General features: G+C 38.8%; 16 protein-coding genes. 5 read left to right on the forward strand and 11 right to left on the reverse strand.

Going from position 1 to position 20,039, the window contains the following annotated elements:
* The first annotated feature begins 72 nt into the window (after positions 1-72).
* Entirely contained in the window at positions 73-675 is a 603-nt protein-coding gene (locus tag E6H07_07630; GenBank protein ID TMI65768.1) for a trimeric intracellular cation channel family protein, read from the forward strand.
* Here E6H07_07630 and E6H07_07635 read toward each other — a convergent pair whose 3' ends face one another.
* The 6 genes from E6H07_07635 to E6H07_07660 all read right to left on the reverse strand — a co-directional run bounded on the left by E6H07_07635 (position 676) and on the right by E6H07_07660 (position 6,594).
* A complete protein-coding gene (locus E6H07_07635; GenBank protein TMI65769.1) occupies positions 676-1,638 on the reverse strand; it encodes a transglutaminase family protein in 963 nt (320 codons plus the stop codon).
* A 20-nt stretch (positions 1,639-1,658) separates the two neighbouring features.
* Positions 1,659-2,594 carry an alpha-E domain-containing protein gene (locus E6H07_07640; protein TMI65770.1) on the reverse strand — a complete coding sequence of 312 codons (936 nt, stop codon included), beginning with the start codon at positions 2,592-2,594 and terminating at the stop codon, positions 1,659-1,661.
* 70 nt (positions 2,595-2,664) lie between these two features.
* Positions 2,665-3,021, reverse strand: a complete 357-nt coding sequence (locus E6H07_07645; GenBank protein TMI65771.1) for a four helix bundle protein — start codon at positions 3,019-3,021, stop codon at positions 2,665-2,667.
* A gap of 52 nt (positions 3,022-3,073) precedes the next feature.
* Positions 3,074-4,522 carry a circularly permuted type 2 ATP-grasp protein gene (locus tag E6H07_07650; GenBank protein ID TMI65772.1) on the reverse strand — a complete coding sequence of 483 codons (1,449 nt, stop codon included), beginning with the start codon at positions 4,520-4,522 and terminating at the stop codon, positions 3,074-3,076.
* A gap of 67 nt (positions 4,523-4,589) precedes the next feature.
* Positions 4,590-4,997: a cobalamin B12-binding domain-containing protein gene (locus E6H07_07655; GenBank protein ID TMI65773.1), complete on the reverse strand. Its 408-nt coding sequence runs from the start codon at positions 4,995-4,997 to the stop codon at positions 4,590-4,592.
* Positions 4,998-5,046: 49 nt separating this feature from the next.
* Positions 5,047-6,594 carry a glycosyltransferase family 39 protein gene (locus E6H07_07660; protein TMI65774.1) on the reverse strand — a complete coding sequence of 516 codons (1,548 nt, stop codon included), beginning with the start codon at positions 6,592-6,594 and terminating at the stop codon, positions 5,047-5,049.
* A gap of 43 nt (positions 6,595-6,637) precedes the next feature.
* Here E6H07_07660 and E6H07_07665 point away from each other — a divergent pair, with 43 nt between their 5' ends.
* Positions 6,638-7,627: an aldo/keto reductase gene (locus E6H07_07665; protein ID TMI65775.1), complete on the forward strand. Its 990-nt coding sequence runs from the start codon at positions 6,638-6,640 to the stop codon at positions 7,625-7,627.
* Here the strand turns inward: E6H07_07665 and E6H07_07670 are convergent.
* Positions 7,624-9,147 carry a glutamate--tRNA ligase gene (locus E6H07_07670; GenBank protein ID TMI65776.1) on the reverse strand — a complete coding sequence of 508 codons (1,524 nt, stop codon included), beginning with the start codon at positions 9,145-9,147 and terminating at the stop codon, positions 7,624-7,626. The genes E6H07_07665 and E6H07_07670 overlap by 4 nt on opposite strands.
* Before the next feature lie 58 nt (positions 9,148-9,205).
* Between E6H07_07670 and E6H07_07675 the strand changes: the two genes are divergently transcribed.
* Positions 9,206-9,898, forward strand: a complete 693-nt coding sequence (locus tag E6H07_07675) for a polysaccharide deacetylase family protein (protein TMI66494.1) — start codon at positions 9,206-9,208, stop codon at positions 9,896-9,898.
* A 136-nt stretch (positions 9,899-10,034) separates the two neighbouring features.
* On the opposite strand, the gene E6H07_07680 is transcribed toward E6H07_07675, so the two are convergent.
* The gene (locus E6H07_07680; GenBank protein ID TMI65777.1) at positions 10,035-10,964 is read right to left on the reverse strand and encodes a hypothetical protein; all 930 of its coding nucleotides are present in this window, start codon (positions 10,962-10,964) and stop codon (positions 10,035-10,037) included.
* 123 nt (positions 10,965-11,087) lie between these two features.
* Between E6H07_07680 and E6H07_07685 the strand changes: the two genes are divergently transcribed.
* Complete coding sequence (locus tag E6H07_07685; GenBank protein ID TMI65778.1) at positions 11,088-11,858, forward strand: TatD family deoxyribonuclease; 771 nt, start codon at positions 11,088-11,090, stop codon at positions 11,856-11,858.
* 2 nt (positions 11,859-11,860) lie between these two features.
* Here E6H07_07685 and thrC read toward each other — a convergent pair whose 3' ends face one another.
* From thrC to thrA, 3 genes are all read right to left on the reverse strand, one after another.
* A complete protein-coding gene (thrC, locus tag E6H07_07690) occupies positions 11,861-13,171 on the reverse strand; it encodes a threonine synthase (GenBank protein ID TMI65779.1) in 1,311 nt (436 codons plus the stop codon).
* Between the two features lie 203 nt (positions 13,172-13,374).
* Positions 13,375-14,298: a homoserine kinase gene (locus E6H07_07695; protein ID TMI65780.1), complete on the reverse strand. Its 924-nt coding sequence runs from the start codon at positions 14,296-14,298 to the stop codon at positions 13,375-13,377.
* Positions 14,299-14,304: 6 nt separating this feature from the next.
* On the reverse strand, positions 14,305-16,746 hold the full coding sequence (thrA, locus tag E6H07_07700; GenBank protein TMI65781.1) for a bifunctional aspartate kinase/homoserine dehydrogenase I: 2,442 nt from the start codon (positions 16,744-16,746) through the stop codon (positions 14,305-14,307).
* Positions 16,747-17,082: 336 nt separating this feature from the next.
* Between thrA and E6H07_07705 the strand changes: the two genes are divergently transcribed.
* Entirely contained in the window at positions 17,083-19,635 is a 2,553-nt protein-coding gene (locus tag E6H07_07705) for a phosphoenolpyruvate carboxylase (protein ID TMI65782.1), read from the forward strand.
* The last annotated feature ends 404 nt before the right edge of the window (positions 19,636-20,039 follow it).

Raw genomic sequence — 20,039 nt, forward strand, 5'->3', positions numbered from 1 at the left:
TTAAATAGCCTGTTCGTTTTGCAGGCTGTGGACTTACAGGGTATTTTCCTTCTTTAATATTATCTTCATGGCATGGGCTTACTCCAATTCATTACTTATGCCGGTATTTTTGTATTTGCATTGACCGGTGCATTCAAAGCAAGGTCATATAAAATGGATGTGTTCGGGGGAATTGTATTGGCTTTTGTTACAGCTTATGGGGGAGGAACGCTTCGTGATTTATTGATCGGGATAAAACCTGTGAACTGGATAAATGATAATGTAGCATTGGGCCTTGTATTTGCCGGCACTTTTTTTACTTTTTTGCTGAAGGAGAATGTGAAAAGGATAAAGCGTACAATTTTTTTTACAGATGCAATTGGTTTAGGATTATTTACGGCCTGGGGTATTGAAGTAGCCTTGCGAAACGGGGTGAATGATGTATATGCATTAGTAATGGGTGTTATTACCGCTACTTTCGGAGGTTTGATCGCCGATCTTTTTTGCAGTGTTATACCTAACCTGTTGAAGAAAGGAGAACTATATGCAACCGCATGTGCAATTGGAGGTGGAGTTTATCTGTTACTTAAATATATTCCTCTTGAGTATAATACCAGTTTAGTTGTTTGTGTGCTCGTTGTTGTAGGTATCCGCATTTATTCAAAAAGGAAAAGATTAATGCTGCCGGACATTTAACTATTGCTGCTGTTGTTGCTGCATCTCCATAAATCTTCTGTATGAATTATCAGGTACCCCGGGATTTTGCACCTGGTAAGTAAAAACAGGCGTCAATGAATCATCTTCTTTTTTAGGCGAACCATTTTCAATTGTTACAGATACTTCCAGGGTATGTTCAGATGATCCTTTATAAGTTCCTTTGACAGGAGTGCAATCAGAAAAACTTCTGCCAATAGCTAGGCGTACATGCCGATCACTTACTATGCAGTTATTAGTTGGGTCAAGACCGATCCAACCATAGAAAGGAATATAGGCTTCTACCCATGCATGCGTAGCACCTTCGCCCCGCAGCTCATGATTTTTTGGACAGATATAACCACTTACATAACGGGCAGGAATGCCAATAATACGCAACATCACCAATAACACATGGGCAAAATCCTGGCATACTCCAGCTTTTATTTTCCATATCTCATCTACTTTAGTTTCTACATTGGTGATACCTTTTTTGTATTCAAAATTATCATACACATGGGATGATAATAATTTACTCACTTCAAGAGGAGTAGCAGAATCACTTATCAAAGAAGAAGCAAGTGCCATGATTTCTGAATAGGAATTAAATTTTTCCAATGCAAGAAAATCCAGGAATGGGGCTTGCTCCGGAGCAGCATTCAACATTTCCCATTGGGTAGAAGCTTCTGCATCATCCGTAGGCAATTGTACTTCATGTATTATAACATCAATGGTTGATCGTATAGTAAGATCTGCATGTGGCTTGATCACTGAAAAATCTCCTACCTGGTTGCCAAAATAATCAGTGAATATTTCAACGTTTGGTTGGTGTGTAATAACGATCTCATGTTTTTTTACTTCCTGTTGCTCATCATTCAGCGGAAACAGCATTACCTGGTTGGCACTGTCAATAACAGGAGAAGGATATGTGTAACGGGTGATATGTTTGATACGGTACTGTGACATATTTACAAAATTCTGTTTATTCACGAATTACCAAAATAATATTGATTCAATCCTGAGGCTATTCCAAACAATTCATTCCGTGTTTGCTGCAATAAATTTTTGAGGCCATCACTGTCCTGCGGCTGGATATTACTGTATTTAACATTATTCATAGCACGGCCAATTAAAAATTCCAACTGCTCATAACTTTCAGGAAGACTTTCTGTTTTTAGGCGTTCAAAATAACGGGATATCTGCTGCAGGCAATATAAAACTGAATGCGGGAAACTGGTGTTGTACAAAATTTGTTGTAAAACAAAATCCACCTGGAAATTTCCGCGGTGTGTTTTTAAATACAACTCGTAACCTGATAATGAATAAAGCAGGTAACGTAATGCTGGTACTTCCACCGGTTGCTGTAAATTATAATTCAATTCTTTTAATTTTATGTCCAGCATATCGGCAGAAAGAAATGCCCGTTCGAGGAACTTGCCGATGTTCAGGTAATTAAAACCTTCACCGCGGGCCATAGTAATATCTACCGTGCCATGATATAGCATACCATGATGGATCAAAGTATCCATTGCTGATACGGGATCGCCAAACTGTACTTGTTGTTGTATATCTTCTGCGCGGATCAAATGATAATAATCATTCAGGCATTGCCATACTTCTTTAGTGATATGGTCCTGCACGGCTCTTGCATTTTCCCTCGCACGGGTTACATTATTAATAACAGAAGCCCTGTTGTTGCGGTCGAGCAGCATGTGCTCAATTACTTTTGAAGAATTGTCTTCAAAAATGATCGTTTCTTCAGCAGGCAAGTCACTATAAGCATGTAATACCTGGCTCCATGTAAAATCTTTTACTTCATCCTGCGACGATACATAATTAGTACGCAACAAACGAAGTACCCCATTCGTTCGTTCCATATAGCGGGCCATCCAGAAAACAGAATCAGCAACGCGGCTTAACATTTTAAAATAGCATTTGTTTTTGTGCAAGCTTTGAGCTTATAGCTTTGAGCTATGAGCCGGTCATGCATTTTTAAGATTTATTAAGTTTATTCATAAAGCTCATAATCATTTTTTCTTCTTCATCCAGCATTTGTAAACCCTGCGATAGTAAACCTTGGTCACCAAAGTTTAAAGCTTTTGCAATCAGAAACTGTGTTTCCAGCTCAAATGATGAGCCCAATGAAATTTCAACAAACCTCGAATAATCTTTTTCGCTGGTTCTGCTGCTTCCTTCTGCAATGTTTGAAGGAATTGAAACGGCTGCTTTTGTAATTTGTTGAGACAAGGCATATCTTTCACTTTTTGGAAAAGTATCAACAAGCTTATAACTTGTTACAGCAATGTCAAACCCTTTCTGCCAGATTTTTAGTTCTTTAAAATTTCTCATATGGTCAAGTTTTGATTTTGCTTTTTTTGCTCAAAGCTCATTGCTCAAAGCTTTACTTGCTTAACACCCATGTATCCTTACTTCCTCCACCCTGAGATGAATTCACAACCAGCGAACCTTCTTTCAATGCAACTCTTGTTAATCCGCCGGGAACAATATCAATTCCATCCGGCCCATACAATGCATAAGGTCTTAAGTCAACACGCCTTGGTTGCAACACGCCATTTATATAACACGGAGATGATGATAAGCTGATGATCGGTTGTGCAATAAAGCCTCTTGGTTCGTCTTCAATTGCTTTTTTAAACTCATCCATTTGCTCTTCTGTTGCGGCATTACCGATCAACATACCATATCCACCCGATTCATTGGTTCGCTTGATCACCATATTATTCATATTATCAAAAACCAGTTTCCTGTTTTCAGGAATACCTAATTGATAAGTTGGAACATTTTTTAATATCGGTTCTTCATTGAGGTAATATCTTATCATTGCAGGCACATATACATATACAGCTTTATCATCGGCCACGCCATTACCCATGGCATTTACAATAGCTACATTGCCTTTTCTATATGCACCATAAATACCCGGTACACCCAGCATACTGTCTGCACGGAAAACTAACGGATCAATAAATTCATCATCTACTCTCCGGTAAATAACATCCACTTGTTTCAAACCTGTTGTTGTTTTCATATACACACGATGATCATCAACAACCAAATCATTTCCTTCCACCAATTCAATTCCCATCAATCTTGCCAGAGTAGTATGTTCAAAATAAGCAGAGTTATAAATACCGGGACTAAGCAACACAACTGTCGGGTTACTTGTTTGACGGTTTGCTAATGCCATTAAATTTTTTAGCAGCAGATCCGGATAATCTTTTACTGAACGAACATGATTCTTTGGTAACAGGTCAGGGAAAATGCGGTAAGTAATACTTCTATTTTCAAGCATATACGAGACACCAGATGGTGTACGTAGGTTATCTTCCAGCACATAATAAGTACCGTCATGATCACGGATAAGATCGATACCGGAAATATGGGTGTAAATATCAAATGGCACTGGAACATTTACCATTTGCCGCACAAAATTCGGACAGGAGTAGATCAGTTTGGCCGGAATGATACCATCTTTAATGATAAACTGGTGATGATAAATATCTTTAAGAAAAATGTTCAGTGCTTTCAGTCTTTGCTTGATGCCTTTATCAATATGTTCCCACTCCGCCGCTTCAATGATGCGGGGAATGATATCAAAAGGAAATATTTTTTCAATGCCTTCGCCACTGCTGTAAACGGTGAAGGTGATGCCCTGGCTCATAAATAATTTTTTTGCCAGTTCATCTTTATGTGTCATTTCTTCAGCTGATAGATCTTCGATGGCCTTTACAAAATTCTTATAGGGTGTACGGATACCCGCTGCAGCAAACATCTCATCCCAGACCTTGGGTTGTACATGATATGATTGCAGCAATGAGTTATCCTTCATATATGATGAATTTACAAAAGAGTTGACAAACGGGTTATTAAGGTTGGGGCAATCGTTGAGGCGGGGTTCAGAAACTTCTATGTTCTTTTACCCAGTTACTAATATAGGATGCAATCTCTGAAGTAGGTGTACCGGGGGCAAATAATTTTCCTACACCCATTTCATTCAATTTTTTCATATCGTCTTCGGGAATAATGCCACCACCTGTTAGTAAAACATCATCCATTCCTTTTTCTTTCATTACATCTATCACCTTCGGAAATACAGTCATATGTGCACCCGAAAGAATGCTGATACCGATAGCATCCACATCTTCCTGTAAGGCGGCATTCACTACCATTTCAGGTGTTTGGCGGAGACCGGTATAAATTACTTCCATACCGGCATCACGTAGTGCGGTTGCAATAACTTTTGCACCCCGATCATGTCCATCAAGACCGACTTTTGCTACTAAAACTCTGATAGGTCGTTTCATAAAATGATTTAAGTCCCGATAGTCATCGGGATCAAAATTAAGCATTAAGTCAACGCATAAACTTACTCTTTAATTCAGCCACACCTTTTGTAATGATGCTGTTTAAAGAATCGTTACCATTCTCATATAAAAAAATCCTCATTCCATTCTCCCTGAAAAGTGGCATATTAATGGAATCTTTTATAGTCATCTTTTCAAATTGCTGAAAAACGATATCGTCTTTATCAGGGATCTCGTGAGCAACAAGTATTAAGTTTTTTATATCATACTTGTCTGGCATCCATAAAAGAAAGGAGGCATTGTCACTGTATACTTCAGGCAACTTAGCTTCTTCTCGATAATAATTTAATGCCCCAGCCGAAAAATAGCCATCGCCATAAACCAACGTTTTCATTTTTTGATCCTGTGGCAGGCTATTATAAACAGCTCCTGCTTTTAAAGCCATTTCTTTCCATCCCATCATATCAGCAAAATCCTGTGGCAGAGGATGCATGTCCTGGTCCTCCCATTTAAAACTTCCTGTTTTACTTAAGCCGGTTTTTTTATAATAGTTTGCAAGGGTTTCAGGTTTTGCCAATGGCATGATCAATGGCATCGCAAACAGACCTAATGCCAGTGGCAGAATAACCATTGCAAACCTTGTCCATCGTAACCGGATCTCAGTAGCTTTTTCCAATTGATAGGCGCCAAAGGCAAATAAGACGGGATAAGCTCCCAAAGCATAATAGTCTTTGCCCCTTAAAACAATCAGTAGTGTAATTACAAATAAGTAAGTCCATGCGATAAAGCGAAACTGTTTTCCTTGTCCTTTAAAAATTACAAATATCAATCCTGCGATCCAGATAAAAACACAAGGCAGGTTCATCATAAACTGACTGGTAATAAAGCCTAAGGCACTATTATACTTTAACTGTTCTTCCTGCAATTCATTCATATGATTGATAACTGGGAAACGATGATTGTACTGCCACCAAATATTTGGAAGGAATATCAGCAAGCCAATCAAACAAGCAAAATAAAAATGTTTATTGAGAAATATTTTTCGTTGACGTGTAAATAAAACACCGGCAAGAATACTTAAAGTGTAAAATGCAACTGAATATTTACTCATCATACCAAGACCTACGGCAATTCCAAAAACATAAAGCCATTTGTTTTGCTGAGTTTGAATAAAGCGAATAACTGAGAATGCCATCAATGTCCAGAAGAATACATCAAGGAAGCCTGGCATGAATAAAAAGAACAAACGCATATAACCATCAATCATAAAAGGAAGCCATCCCAGGAACAATGCAAAAACTCTTCCACCTAAAGAAAGAATGATCCTCCCAACCAACAGGAACGTTAAAGCGCCAAATAATGCGGGCCATATTCTTATCCAGAACATGCTAGCACCAAAAAAATTTGTGATCCATGCAAATACACTTAGCATTGGAGGTATTTCCATATAGCCCCAATCCATATGATTTGCTTCTGCAAGGTATAAGTATTCGTCACGATGCGGTTGGTAAAAACTATTTTGCAGAAAAAAGGGAGCTATAAGTTTAATAATAGCCAGTATGAAAAGAAAATTCCTTGTAGACCTGGTTGATTGCATAAGTTCAAGATAATTATTTTCAGGGTATTTAATAAATTACAGTATGCAATACAGAAAATTCGGCAATACAGATTTACTGATAAGTGAAATTGGCTTTGGCGCCTGGGCTATCGGTGGCGGTGCTATGATTGGCAATACAGCTATTGGCTGGGGTGATGCAGATGATGCTACTTCAGTAAAAGCAATTCATGCAGCATTGGATGCTGGCATTAATTTTTTTGATACAGCCGATATTTATGGCCTGGGTCATTCAGAAAACTTATTGGGTAAAACAATTGGTCATAAAAGCGATATTATCATCGCAACAAAAGCTGGTAATGTTTCAAGAAATGAGCAATTCACAGTTGACTATTCAAAAGAGTATATTCTGAAGGCTTGTGACGCTTCATTAAAAAGATTGAAACGGGGCGTAATTGATTATTACCAGTTGCATTCTGCCCGGATGCAGCATTTGCAAAATGGCGAGTGTATCGAAGCAATGCAGCAATTACAGCAAGAGGGAAAGATCAGGTATTGGGGTATTTCATTAAACACATTTGATCCATTACCTGAAGCTGAATATTTTCTTGGACATAAAATCGGGAACGGGTTTCAACTGGTGTTGAATTTGCTTAATCAAAAAACATTGCCATTGCTTAAGCAATCTGCAGAAAACGGCTATGGAGCAATCGTTAGAATGGCTTTGCAGTTTGGATTACTAACAGGTAAGTTTGATAAGGCAGCAGCGTTTTCTGCTAATGATCATCGGAAGAATCGTTTAACGAGAGAAGTAATTGACACATCCAATTCAGCATTGGGGCCTGTTTGGCAATTATGCAAAAAATACAATTGCAGTAAAACAGAACTGGCGTTGAGTTATATACTCAGCTATCCTGCGGTGTCAACTATTATTGCAGGGATAAGAACTCCTGAACAAGTAAAACTCAATACAAGTGGTTTATTACAACTTGATGAAGCGGATATGAAAATGATTGAAGAGTTAGGACGAGCTGATTTCATTAGAGTAATGAATCTAATTCAGCAACAAGGTTAACCAAAAGCAGCTAATGCTTTTTTAATCCGATTGATAGTTTCGTCTTTGCCGATAATTTCTGCAATATCAAATACACCTGGGCCAAATTTTCCGCCCACAAGCATAATGCGAAGGGGTAATAATACCTCACCTGGTTTAATTGCATTTACAGAGGCGATCTCTTTAAAATTATTTTCAAGTGTTACAGCAGACCAGTCGTTGTTTAGTTCATAATTACGGATGACTTCAGCGAAGAAAAGTTGTTTGGCTTCATTCCATTTAGGTTTAACTGCATCAACATCCCATTTCTCCGGTGATTTAAAAAAGAAATACGACTGGTCATAAAAATCAGTGAGCAATGTGCAGCGGTCTTTTACCAATGCAATCACTTTAGATAAAACAAGATCGTCAATATCGTTAATGCCTTTATCTGCAAAAAGATTTCTGACTCCCGGCGTCAAACTCCCGACTCCCAACTTCTTCAGCCATTCATGATTGAACCATTTTGCTTTTTCGTAATCAAATTTTGCTCCGCCACTATGTACTCTTTCAATCGAGAATTTTTTAATCAACTCTTCTTTGGTAAAAATTTCCTGCTCGCTGCCATCATTCCATCCAAGCAATGCAAGAAAATTTATAAAAGCTTCGGGTAAAAATCCTTTTTCCTTAAAGCCCTCCGTGAGTTCATTTGTTTTGGGGTCGGTCCAGCTCATAGCAAAAACAGGAAATCCATATTTTGAGCCATCACGTTTACTGAGTTTTCCATTTGGACCCAGGATCAATGGAAGGTGAGCCCACTGCGGCATCTCATCTAAACCGAATAAATATTTCCAAAGTAAAATGTGAACAGGGGCACTCGATAGCCATTCTTCTCCGCGGAATGCATGTGTTATTTTCATTAAATGATCATCCACCACCACAGCCAGGTGATAGGTAGGCATGCCATCAGCTTTCAATAAAACCTTATCGTCAACAAGAGATGTATCAAAACTTACTTCACCACGGATCATATCAGTAAATAACACTGTTTCATGCTCGGGCATTTTAATACGAATAACATGACGGATGTTTGAATCAAGTAAGTTTTTTACTTCATCAGACGACAGCGTAAGAGAGTTCCGCATTTTCATACGTATGCTCTGATCATACTGAGGTGAAGGATTTTGATCGGTTTTAAGATCCTGCCGCATCTTCTCCAATTCTTCAGGTGTGTCGAATGCATAATAAGCATGACCGTCTTTCACCAATTGCTCTGCATATTTTCTGTATGATTCTTTTCTTTCGCTTTGCCTGTAGGGTCCATAGTTTCCTCCATGCTTGGAGCTTTCATCTGGCACAAGCCCCGCCCATTCAAGGCAATTGAAAATATATTCTTCAGCGCCGGCTACATAGCGGCTTTGGTCAGTGTCTTCAATCCTTAAAATAAAATCACCACCCATGTTTTTTGCAAACAAGTAATTATATAATACTGTTCTTACCCCGCCCAGGTGCAGGCCACCGGTAGGTGAGGGGGCAAAACGAACACGAACTTTCTTTGACATGCGGCAAAGATAACCGCTAGACATGGCCTCCCCAACCGGTTTGATTATATTTGCTGTGATGACTTTTGTAACACCGCATTACGATAAACCAAAGAAGAATTCATTCATCCGGTATTTTCAACGTGATCATTTTTTTATTAAAACCCCCTGGTGGTTAAAGAAGTTATATCCCGGCTACGTGTGGGATATTAAAGCGACAGGAAAAAATTTATACCTGAGTTTTGATGATGGTCCTCACCCAACGATAACCCCATTTGTTTTAAAATGCTTGTCGGACTACAATGCCAAAGCAACATTTTTCTGCATTGGGCAAAACGTGCAGAAATACCCGGATGTGTACAAGCAAATAATTGAAGGTGGGCATTCAACCGGAAACCATACAAACCGGCATTTGAACGGCTGGAAAACACCCGATGGGGAATACCTCCAGGATATTCGTGAGGCATCAGCTGGTATCAGTTCAAATCTATTCCGGCCACCCTACGGCCGGATCAGGAAATCCCAGGTTCAGTTATTCAAACTGCAGTACCCTGAAATGAAAATCATCATGTGGAATATTCTTACCGGCGATTGGGCAGAAGATTTGAAACCGGAAAAATGTTTTGAACAAATAAAATCAAAAATCACGGCGGGTGATATCATTGTTTTTCATGATACCGATAAAGCCTTTGCCCGGCTTGAGTTTGCTTTGCCACGGGTGCTTGAGCACTTCACAAATCAAGGTTATAAGTTTGAAAGAATAGTTGTTTAAACGCAACTTTATAGTAGCTATATTGAAGAAAAAAATACTGGAATTGGTATAAATAGTTAGGGCCTGGGTAGAAACCCTGGCCCGTTTTTAATCCGTACCCTATGAAAACTGGTTTAAAGGTAAAATATTTTTTGAATTACCGCAATATAATTTCACGGCTATGACCGTCTACGGTAATCGTAGCCCTGTTATCGCAGGTCCCATCTCCAAAATTCAGAATTCCTTCCCAACGGGTAGTGTTGGAAACGTTTACTCTTCTTATTCTTACCTTACCTCTGACGATCCAGCGGCAATTAAATCTTTTAATGAGAGGTTCAATTATTTCAGCATTCCAGGCAACAATGATTTCGTGTCTCCTGGTGTGGCCATTGCCAAAACCTTCTACTTTCAATACCCAATCTCTTACGTTGGTAGCAGATATCCCTTCGATCTGGGTGATAGTATTGGTGCGGTTCCATTCTGTAAAGTCACCATTTGGCAGCGTTAGCTTTCCGCCAATCACTTCAACCTTCCATTTTTTAGCCAGTGCATTCACTTCGGCGATATTGGTGATCTTATGTGTGCCCTCCACTTTTACAGAGTCAACATAGAAACCATCGAATGTAGTAGTGGCTACAGCACCCGGTATAGTAAGGCGGTTGGTATAAACGATAATGATCTTTCCCCTTCTATTCCTGCCGTCACGGGTTGATGTGCAACCTGTACCAAAATCAAGCACAATTCTTTTAGGGAAAAGGGCAGGAGGACTCACTAAAGTAATTGTGACATCAGGGCATGCTGTGATACGTGCCGTCGCATCACCACCTTCTGTATTTGTTGCCATGGTACGGCCGAAAATTCCGGTCCCGCCTAAAGCAACATCTGGACTTACACCCATTACATCATCAAACACGTCGCTGAACATTGCTTCAGCTTCGCCATCTGATTCAGAACTTGCAACAGAGGCGGCTTCTTCCTGTTCAGGAGTTCCTTCACCGCTATTTTCTTTGTTACAGGCAATAAATGTAAAAGTGAGGGTCAAAATTGCGAGTACGGAAATTTGTAATACTTTAAACTTGAGTTTCATACACTTGGTTTTTTTAGGTAGTTAAACTTGTTACGACAACGGTTTTGGAAGGGGTTTATTGACTGAAGTTTAACGGTTTCTTAGATTTTTTCGCCAGATTTGCCTTCAAACCTATAAAAGAACATGCAGATTACCGATACCCATTCGCATATTTACCTTGACGAGTTTGCAACCGACAGGGCAGAAATGCTTTTGAGGGCTGAGAAGGAAGGAGTTAGGAAAATATTGATGCCCGCCATCGACTCTCAAACCCATGAGCAAATGCTGGCTTTGGAAAAACTTAATCCTGCTCAATGTTTTGCTATGATGGGACTGCACCCATGCTCAGTAAAGGAGAACTTCAAAAATGAATTGGCAATTGTAAAAAAATACCTGTCAGAAAGGAATTTTAAAGCAGTTGGTGAAATCGGGTTGGATTTTTACTGGGATAAGACTTTTGTAAATGAACAGATAGAGGCATTCCAGCAGCAAATAAACCTGGCTCTGAATTCCGATCTACCGATAGTCATTCATTCCCGGGAGTCGATTGATCAATGTATTGAAGTGGTCAAAAAGATGCAAAACGGAAAACTCAAAGGAGTGTTTCATTGCTTTTCTGGAAACATTGAGCAGGCGAATGAAATAACCGGGCTTGGGTTTTACCTCGGTATTGGCGGCGTGTTAACTTATAAAAAATCGGGGCTGGATAAAGTGCTTGAGCAAATTGATATGAAGCATATCGTACTGGAAACAGATGCGCCTTACTTAACTCCTGTTCCTTTTCGGGGTAAAAGAAATGAGCCTGCTTATATAAAATATGTTGCAGAAAAACTGGCTGAAGTAAAAAATATAAGCCTTGAAGAAGTGGCGGCGATTACAACTGCGAATGCTGAAATATTGTTTGGGAAGCTTTGATACTACTTCAATAAGAATTCTTTTAGCAAATTATAATCAGCATCAATCTTAGTTGATACTTTTTCCTTATCTATAATTTCTTTCACTGATATGGGCAAAGGAATTTTTTCTCCAATTACAGGTTCTACCACATCATAGAATTTTACAGGATGAGCTGTTTCTACAAAAATACCTTTTTGCCCAGGATGTTGATCTAAATATCTCTCCAACGCTAAATAACCAACAGCACCATGCGGATCGAGTAAATAATCGTTTGATTGTTTAATGACTTTCATCGTTGCTTTTGTTTCCTCATCAGTAATGCTTACACTACTTAGTTTTTCTTTCAATGATAAAAATTCATTGTCGAATAATTCCAATATGCGTACAAAATTGCTGGGATTACCTACATCCATTGCATTGGATAAAGTAGGTACAGCTTTTTTAGGCTGATAGTTCTGTGTATTCATGTAAACAGTCACGATATCATTGGCATTGCAGGCGGCTATGAAATGGGAGACGGGTAAGCCACTGATATGTGCAAGAATACCTGCACATATATTTCCGAAATTGCCGCTGGGCACTGATATAACAGGTGGATTATTTTTTTCTTTCCATTGTTTGTAAGCAAAGAAATAATAAAACTGTTGCGGCAGCCATCTTGCTACATTGATGGAGTTTGCCGAAGTAAGAAATAGCTTTTTATTTAATGCTTCATCAGCAAAAGCCTGTTTTACCATTTGCTGGCAATCGTCAAAACTTCCATTTACTTCCAGGGCCTGGATATTTTTTCCGAGTGTTGTCAGTTGCTTTTCCTGCACTGAACTTACTTTACCTGATGGATAAAGTATAACTACATCCACACCATCCACAGTATAAAATCCATTAGCAACTGCGCCACCGGTATCTCCACTGGTTGCGACCAGTACAGTAACATTCAGACCGCTTTTAGCGTCCCGACTGTTTTTTGAAAAATATCCCAAACAACGGCTCATAAACCTTGCACCAACATCTTTAAAAGCTAATGTAGGCCCATGAAATAATTCAAGTGATGAGATCTGTTCATTTACTTTCACTAATGGAATAGGAAAGTTTATTGTTTCTGCAACGATCCTTCTTAACTCTTCTCCTGGGATATCTTCACTCACATAAGGAAGAATAACCCGGAAAGCAATCTCTTCATTGCTAAGTTTTTCAATGTCTTTAAAGAATGATGGGTCAAAGACAGGAATATGTTCAGGAAAGTATAACCCTTTATCCGGTGCCTGCCCAAGTATTGTAGCTTCTTTAAAACTTACTACGGATGATTTTTTATTTAGACTGTAAAATTTCATACCCCTAAATCCGCCGCGGCGGAGAATTTATATACACTCTGATTATTGAGTGATGGTTGAATAATGTTGATTTGCGAACTGGAAGTTGAAGGGTGCGACGCAACGAAGTTCAATCATGGAACTAAAGCTGGAAACAAAATCATCAACTTACTATTATAAAGAACTTTTCTATTTAAAGAGAATAACCGACCTAAGTCGCCCCTTTAGGGGGACAGGGGGTATATCCCGTTTTTATTGATCGTTGTTACATGTGTATGATAATCTATCCCGATTTTATTGTAGACATCTTTCATTTCAGTTTCTACATTTTTTGCTGCTGCTTCATCTTTGCTTAGCATAAAAATTGACGGGCCACTGCCAGAGATGCCGCCACCTAATGCTCCTGCATCTTTGCTTCTTCTTTTCACTTCATCAAAACCAGGAATAAGAATGCTTCGTACCGGTTCGATGATCACATCTTCGAGACTACGACCAATCAAATCATAATCACCTTTGATAAAACCTGCAACGAGTCCAGCTACATTACCCCATTGCCTGATAGCATCTTTTAATAATACCTGTTGTTTAAGGATTTGTCTTGCATCGGAAGTCCTTACTTCGATCTGTGGGTGAACGATAGTAACAAATAAGGGCGGAGCATCAATACTTACAATATCCAAAGGATGAATGGAACGGATCAACGTGATGCCGCCGTAAATTGCCGGCGCAATATTATCTGCATGTTTAACTCCGCTTGCAAGCTTTTCACCATTCATAGCGAACTGTACCATTTCTTCGTTGGTAAAAATATTTTCAAGCAAATGATTGGCTGCATAAGCGGCGCCTGCTGCACTCGCTGCACTTGAACCAATTCCACTCCCGGGCTTTATATGTTTTTCTATTTCTATTTCAAATCCGATCTTATTCTCCATTTTTTCGATGATGGATAATAAAACAACACCGGCAACATTTTTTTCAGCTTCAGTTGGTAGATCGAAATCGTCTTTGTTTATGATCGTTACTTTTGGTTCACTAGTTAACCGAAGTTCCATTATATCATACGGCTCATTCAATGCAAGACCCAATACATCAAACCCGCAAACAAGGTTTGCAACAGTTCCGGGAGATTTTATTTTAATACTGTTCATCAATTATTATTTAACTGCCCGCATAATATCGGCAAATACGCCACTTGCTGTAACTTCAGCACCGGCACCGGCACCTTTCACTACCAAAGGTTGTTCGCTGTAACGGTCGGTGTAAAATAAAACAATATTATCTTTTCCATACAAGTGATAAAAATCGCTTTGCGACGGAATATGTTTCAAACCTACTGAAGCTTTTCCGTTTTCATAAGAGGCTACAAATTTCAGTTTGCAATTCTCTGCTGCGGCTTTTTTGTAAATGGCTTTGAAATGCTCTTCCAGTTTGGCCATCTCCTTATAAAAATCATCAACTGAACCTTTCATACAACTTTCCGGCAGGAAAGAGTTACAGGTGATATCTTCCATTTCAATTTGCTTTCCTGCCTCACGGGCTAATATCATGATCTTTCGCATTACATCTTTACCACTTAGGTCCAATCTTGGGTCAGGCTCAGTGTATCCTTCATTCTGCGCATCCTTAACTATTTCAGAAAAAGTCTTTTCACCGTTATAATTATTGAAAACGAAATTAAGCGTACCGCTAAGCACCGCTTCAATTTTATTTACTGTATCGCCGCTTTGCATTAGATCATTTAGTGTGCCGATTACTGGCAGACCTGCACCCACATTTGTTTCAAATAAAAATGGCGCATTGAATTCACGGGAAAGATCTTTGAGTTTTTTATAATTGCTGTAAGCCGATGAAGCCGCAACTTTATTGCAGGCAACTACAGTTATACTTTTTGCAAGTAGTTTATCATATACGGTGGATACTTCATCATTGGCTGTTACATCAACAAAGATTGAGTTGCGCAGATTCAGGGTAATAATTTTTTCTACAAATTCTGAAATACTTGCCTTTCCGTTTGCTTTCAGCGATTCTTCCCATTTGTTTAATTCTATTCCATCTTCCTTGATCAACATGTTACGGCTATTAGTAAGACCGGTAATATTAACCTGTAAACGTAAATGTTCTTTTAAAAACTCTTTTTGCTTAATTAACTGCCCTAGTAATTTCTTGCCGACATTGCCAGTACCCGCAATAAAAAGATTGATCTGTTTATAAGTAGTTTCAAAAAACTCTTCATGTAATACGTTAATTCCTTTTCTTACATCTTGTGTTCCGATCACTGCAGAAATATTTCTTTCACTGCTGCCCTGTGCAATGGCACGAATGTTTACACCATTTCTTCCAAGTGAGGCAAACATTTTTCCAGCAATACCTGTATGACTTTTCATATTATCACCAACTAATGCAATGATGGATTGATCATTTTCAATTACCAGCGGATCGATCTTGCCTGTTTCCATTTCGTAACTGAATGCTTTCTCAACTACTTTCTTTGCTTTACCGGTATTAACGTCATCAATAGCAACACAGATTGAGTGTTCAGAAGAACTTTGTGTGATCAGGATCACATTCACTTGCTCGAGTGCCAGGGCTTCAAATAATCTTTTGCTGAAACCGGGTATGCCAACCATGCCGCTTCCCTCCAAACTGATCAATGAAATTTTATTCATACTGGAAATACCGCGGATACTGCTCCCGTTTTTCTTTACATCGGATTCTATCAGTGTGCCATAATCACCAGGTGCAAATGTGTTCTTGATCCATGTACGTATTCTTTTTTTCATCACCGGGTGAATGGTAGGAGGATAAATAACTTTTGCACCAAAATGCGAAAGCTCCATTGCTTCCTGGTAGCTGACATTGGAGATGATCTTTGCATTGGCGACCAAACGTGGATCAGCAGTCATCATACCACTTACATCGGTCCATATTTCCAGGTCATTGGCATCAATTGCTGCGGCGAAGATCGCTGCCGTATAATCAGAACCACCGCGGCCCAATGTTGTGATTGAATCATGCGAATCAGAAGCAATAAATCCCGGTACAATAAATAAATTTTCTTTTTGCTGAGTTATAAAAGATCTGATCAGATCATTTGTTATTGCAAAATCAACAACGGCATTTCCAAAACCGGAATCTGTTTTTATCAACTCCATGGAGTTGGTCCATACAGCTGGAGTATTTTTAGCATTAAATGCTGAAGTAATGATTTTTGAGGAGATCAATTCTCCATAGCTCATCAGTTTATCTTTTGTTCGTACTGATAACTCATGCAGAAGGAAAATACCATTACAGATATCCTCAATTTCGTTGCAGTATTTTTTTACCTGGCTTAGCACACTACTCTGTTGCTGGATCGGAATTAATTCTTTCACCACATCAAGATGTCGGTTCTCCAATGTTTTTAAAGAATCTTTATACGTTTCATCGCCTTCTGCTGCAAGCTGACCGCTGCTGATCAATAGATCAGTGGTACCAGCAAGAGCAGAAACAACAACGATAAGTGAATCCTCTTTCAGTTTTGAGCTGACAATGGAAATTGTCTTATTGATTGCATCAGCATTGCCTACTGAGGTGCCGCCGAATTTTAAAACTTTCATATCGTGTATTCAAAAGGAATTAATTAAAATATTTTTTTCTTTTACTTGCAGCCTTTGCAGGCCCGGGGTTATGATATGGTAATTTACAATCCGCTTAGCGGATCGTAGTGGTTGTTGTTGTAATAATGGTACCTGCCATTGGAGTGATGGCGGAATGGGAGATGATATATGTTGAATGCTGTACCATTTATGATAGCCACAAAATAAACTTTTAAAGCCAATATAACAATCGTTAGGTGCAAATTATTTTACGAAAACGATGCCGGCTTTATACTCCGGCCAATTGGTGTATCTTAGCAAACCTGCTTGCCGGCAATAATATAATTATATAGTTGGATGGAATATCAATCTACGACTGCGTTACAGCAATTTAAGAACCTGGTCGGCATTAAGTTTCAGTTATACAACAGCCTGTTTACTTCATTGCCCTTTCATCGTATTGAAAGGACAGGGATTCTACTATCCTTGTTGCTCACTAATATTGAAGATGGATTTAAAAACAAGAAAAGTCCTTCTGAAATAATCGAAGAATTTTTTGACAAGCATACGACCTACAAAACAGAACAGGAGCGGATGGACCTGTTATTTCGTTTTGTTCAATATGCCGAAAGACAGGTTGTATTGTTTGATGCGCTTGAAGACGCTGCATTTGGAAAGGTAAATGATATGCATGGTACCGGAACCTTACATCATTTAAAAACGGAAATCGAAAGTGATGGCAAATCAAAAGAGCTGGCCGATAAACTAAAAGATTTCAGTATCCGGCTTGTATTGACTGCGCATCCTACACAATTTTATCCCGGTGCTGTGCTGGGTATCATTAATGATCTGTCAAAAGCAATTGCTGAAAATAATGTTAACCAAATCAATCAATACCTGCAGCAATTAGGTAAAACTCCTTTTTTCAAAAAACAGAAACCGTCACCTTATGATGAAGCAGTGAGTTTGATCTGGTATCTTGAAAATGTTTTTTATGCAGCAGCCGGAAGAATAGCAGGATTTTTAAAAAGAAATTTCAGTAATGAACTGACGCCGGAAAACCAACTATTGAAAATGGGTTTCTGGCCAGGCGGCGATAGAGATGGAAATCCTTTTGTAACTGCAGGAACAACACTTAAAGTCTCAGATGCATTGAGGGGTAGTATTATCAAATGTTATTATCTCGAAGTGAGACGTATCCGCCGCAGGCTTACATTTGAGGGAGTTGAAAATGTATTGGCCGAACTGGAAAAAAAGTTATATAATAATATTTTTATTCCCGGCGAGAGAACTGCATTAACAAAAGAAGAAATACTTGGAACATTACTGCAGATAAAAGAGACACTGATTTACCAGCACAACAGTTTATTTATTCACCTGGTTGAAAACCTGATCAATAAGGTTGAGTTGTTCGGGTTGCATTTTGCAACACTTGATATCCGGCAGGAGAGTTTCATTCATACCAGGGTTTTGAAAACTATGCAGGATAAAAATCCAGATCTATCATTTACATACATCACTCCTTTAACAAAGGTTGAACAGGAAAGCATAGAGCCTGTGTCAGATGAAATTGTAAGTGAAACCCTGGCCAGCATGAAAGTTGTTAAAACAATTCAACGGGAAAATGGTGAAGCAGGTTGTAATCGTTATATCATCAGCCAGTGCAATAAAGCTGAAAATGTTTTTGAAGTGATGGAATTGTTTTTACTCAGCGGATGGAAGGATGAAGAATTGAACGTTGACATTATCCCTTTATTTGAAACAATTGATGACCTAAAGAATGCAGGTAATGTGATGAATAAATTGTACAGCAATGAGCATTATAAAAAACATCTGCAGCGGAGAAAAGGTAAGCAGACGATCATGCTGGGTTTTAGTGATGGAACAAAAGATGGCGGTTACCTGATGGCGAACTGGAGCATTTATAAAGCCAAAGAAGACCTGACTAAAATTTCCAAGCAGTATAATATTGATGTGCTATTCTTTGATGGAAGAGGTGGTCCGCCTTCAAGAGGAGGTGGTAAGACGCATAAGTTTTATGCATCAATGGGAAAAAACATTGCCAACAAAGAAATACAACTGACAGTACAAGGGCAAACGGTGAGTTCGAATTTCGGGACGATCGATGCTGCACAGTTTAATATGGAACAACTAATGCATGCCGGTATCTCCAATGATCTGTTTTCTTTAAAACAAACAACATTAAAAGCAGATGAAGAAGAATTGCTGCAATCATTGGCTGAAGCAAGCTTTACAGCTTATACTGATTTAAAAAATCATCCTTATTTTCTTGGATATTTAAGCCATGCCAGCCCTTTACGTTTTTATGCAGAAACAAATATTGGGTCACGACCTGCCAAAAGAGGAAGCTCTTCACGATTTGCATTTAAAGAATTGCGGGCTATACCTTATGTAGGATCGTGGAGCCAATTAAAGCAAAATGTAACAGGGTATTATGGAGTCGGTTCAGCATTACAGAAAATGGAAGAAGAAGGGAAGTGGGATCAACTGAAAGAATTATACAGGCAATCATTATTTTTCAGAACATTGATTGACAATAGTGAAATGGCAATGAGGAAATCTTATTTTCCTTTGACTGAATTTTTATCAAAGCACCCGGTGTATGGCGAAATATGGAACAAGATCTATAACGAATATGAATTGACAAAACGTTATGTGATCATGCTGTCAGGAAAATCTGAGTTGATGGCTGATTACCCCGTTGAACAAATATCCATACAAATGCGTGAAAGAATTGTACTACCACTTACAACGATCCAGCAATATGCTATTACCAAAGTCCGGCAAATGGAAGAGCAGTTGATCAATCCGCCGTCTAAAGCCACGTACGAAAAAATGGTAATGCGTTGTTCCTTTGGTATTATTAATGCAGGCAGAAATTCAGCTTAGGTGCTTATCTCCTTTTCTCTTTTAATCTCTTAGCTAAAAAAAGGGCCCGCTGTAGAAACAGCCGGCCGTAATGCTTATGTCTGTAAGAGTTAAAAAAAAGTTTAATGATCCCTTGAAAGGAATGCATTTCATTCTGGCTGCTGATTCGTTAGTGTAATTGTTATTCCTTTTACAGGAATTAGAAGGCAATCGTGGAAAAAATCAATTCATCCGGGCTCACTTATCTGTTAATGCGGATTAAGTGTAAAAGTAACCCTTATTTTTTAGTTTCAAAAAAAATGGATCTGAAGAATTTAATAAAGAAAAGCCCCCCGTAGAAACGGGGCGCTTCAACGATTGCTTGCCATATGAAAAAGATGATGAAAATGCCTTGCGGCTAAGTTCAAATTTCTTTATTAATGCTA

This window comes from Bacteroidota bacterium, assembly GCA_005882315.1.
Taxonomy (GTDB): Bacteria; Bacteroidota; Bacteroidia; order Chitinophagales; family Chitinophagaceae; genus VBAR01.

What these genes read in the sequence shown, in the direction of transcription:
- E6H07_07685 (TMI65778.1), top strand. Translation starts at nt 11,088, where the DNA reads ATGCAGATTACCGATACCCATTCGCATATTTACCTTGACGAGTTTGCA.
- E6H07_07680 (TMI65777.1), bottom strand. Translation starts at nt 10,964, where the DNA reads ATGAAACTCAAGTTTAAAGTATTACAAATTTCCGTACTCGCAATTTTG.
- thrA (TMI65781.1), bottom strand. Translation starts at nt 16,746, where the DNA reads ATGAAAGTTTTAAAATTCGGCGGCACCTCAGTAGGCAATGCTGATGCA.
- E6H07_07695 (TMI65780.1), bottom strand. Translation starts at nt 14,298, where the DNA reads ATGAACAGTATTAAAATAAAATCTCCCGGAACTGTTGCAAACCTTGTT.
- E6H07_07655 (TMI65773.1), bottom strand. Translation starts at nt 4,997, where the DNA reads ATGAAACGACCTATCAGAGTTTTAGTAGCAAAAGTCGGTCTTGATGGA.
- E6H07_07640 (TMI65770.1), bottom strand. Translation starts at nt 2,594, where the DNA reads ATGTTAAGCCGCGTTGCTGATTCTGTTTTCTGGATGGCCCGCTATATG.
- E6H07_07705 (TMI65782.1), top strand. Translation starts at nt 17,083, where the DNA reads ATGGAATATCAATCTACGACTGCGTTACAGCAATTTAAGAACCTGGTC.
- E6H07_07670 (TMI65776.1), bottom strand. Translation starts at nt 9,147, where the DNA reads ATGTCAAAGAAAGTTCGTGTTCGTTTTGCCCCCTCACCTACCGGTGGC.
- E6H07_07650 (TMI65772.1), bottom strand. Translation starts at nt 4,522, where the DNA reads ATGAAGGATAACTCATTGCTGCAATCATATCATGTACAACCCAAGGTC.
- E6H07_07630 (TMI65768.1), top strand. Translation starts at nt 73, where the DNA reads ATGGGCTTACTCCAATTCATTACTTATGCCGGTATTTTTGTATTTGCA.
- E6H07_07660 (TMI65774.1), bottom strand. Translation starts at nt 6,594, where the DNA reads ATGCAATCAACCAGGTCTACAAGGAATTTTCTTTTCATACTGGCTATT.
- E6H07_07635 (TMI65769.1), bottom strand. Translation starts at nt 1,638, where the DNA reads ATGTCACAGTACCGTATCAAACATATCACCCGTTACACATATCCTTCT.
- E6H07_07645 (TMI65771.1), bottom strand. Translation starts at nt 3,021, where the DNA reads ATGAGAAATTTTAAAGAACTAAAAATCTGGCAGAAAGGGTTTGACATT.
- E6H07_07675 (TMI66494.1), top strand. Translation starts at nt 9,206, where the DNA reads ATGACTTTTGTAACACCGCATTACGATAAACCAAAGAAGAATTCATTC.
- thrC (TMI65779.1), bottom strand. Translation starts at nt 13,171, where the DNA reads ATGAAATTTTACAGTCTAAATAAAAAATCATCCGTAGTAAGTTTTAAA.
- E6H07_07665 (TMI65775.1), top strand. Translation starts at nt 6,638, where the DNA reads ATGCAATACAGAAAATTCGGCAATACAGATTTACTGATAAGTGAAATT.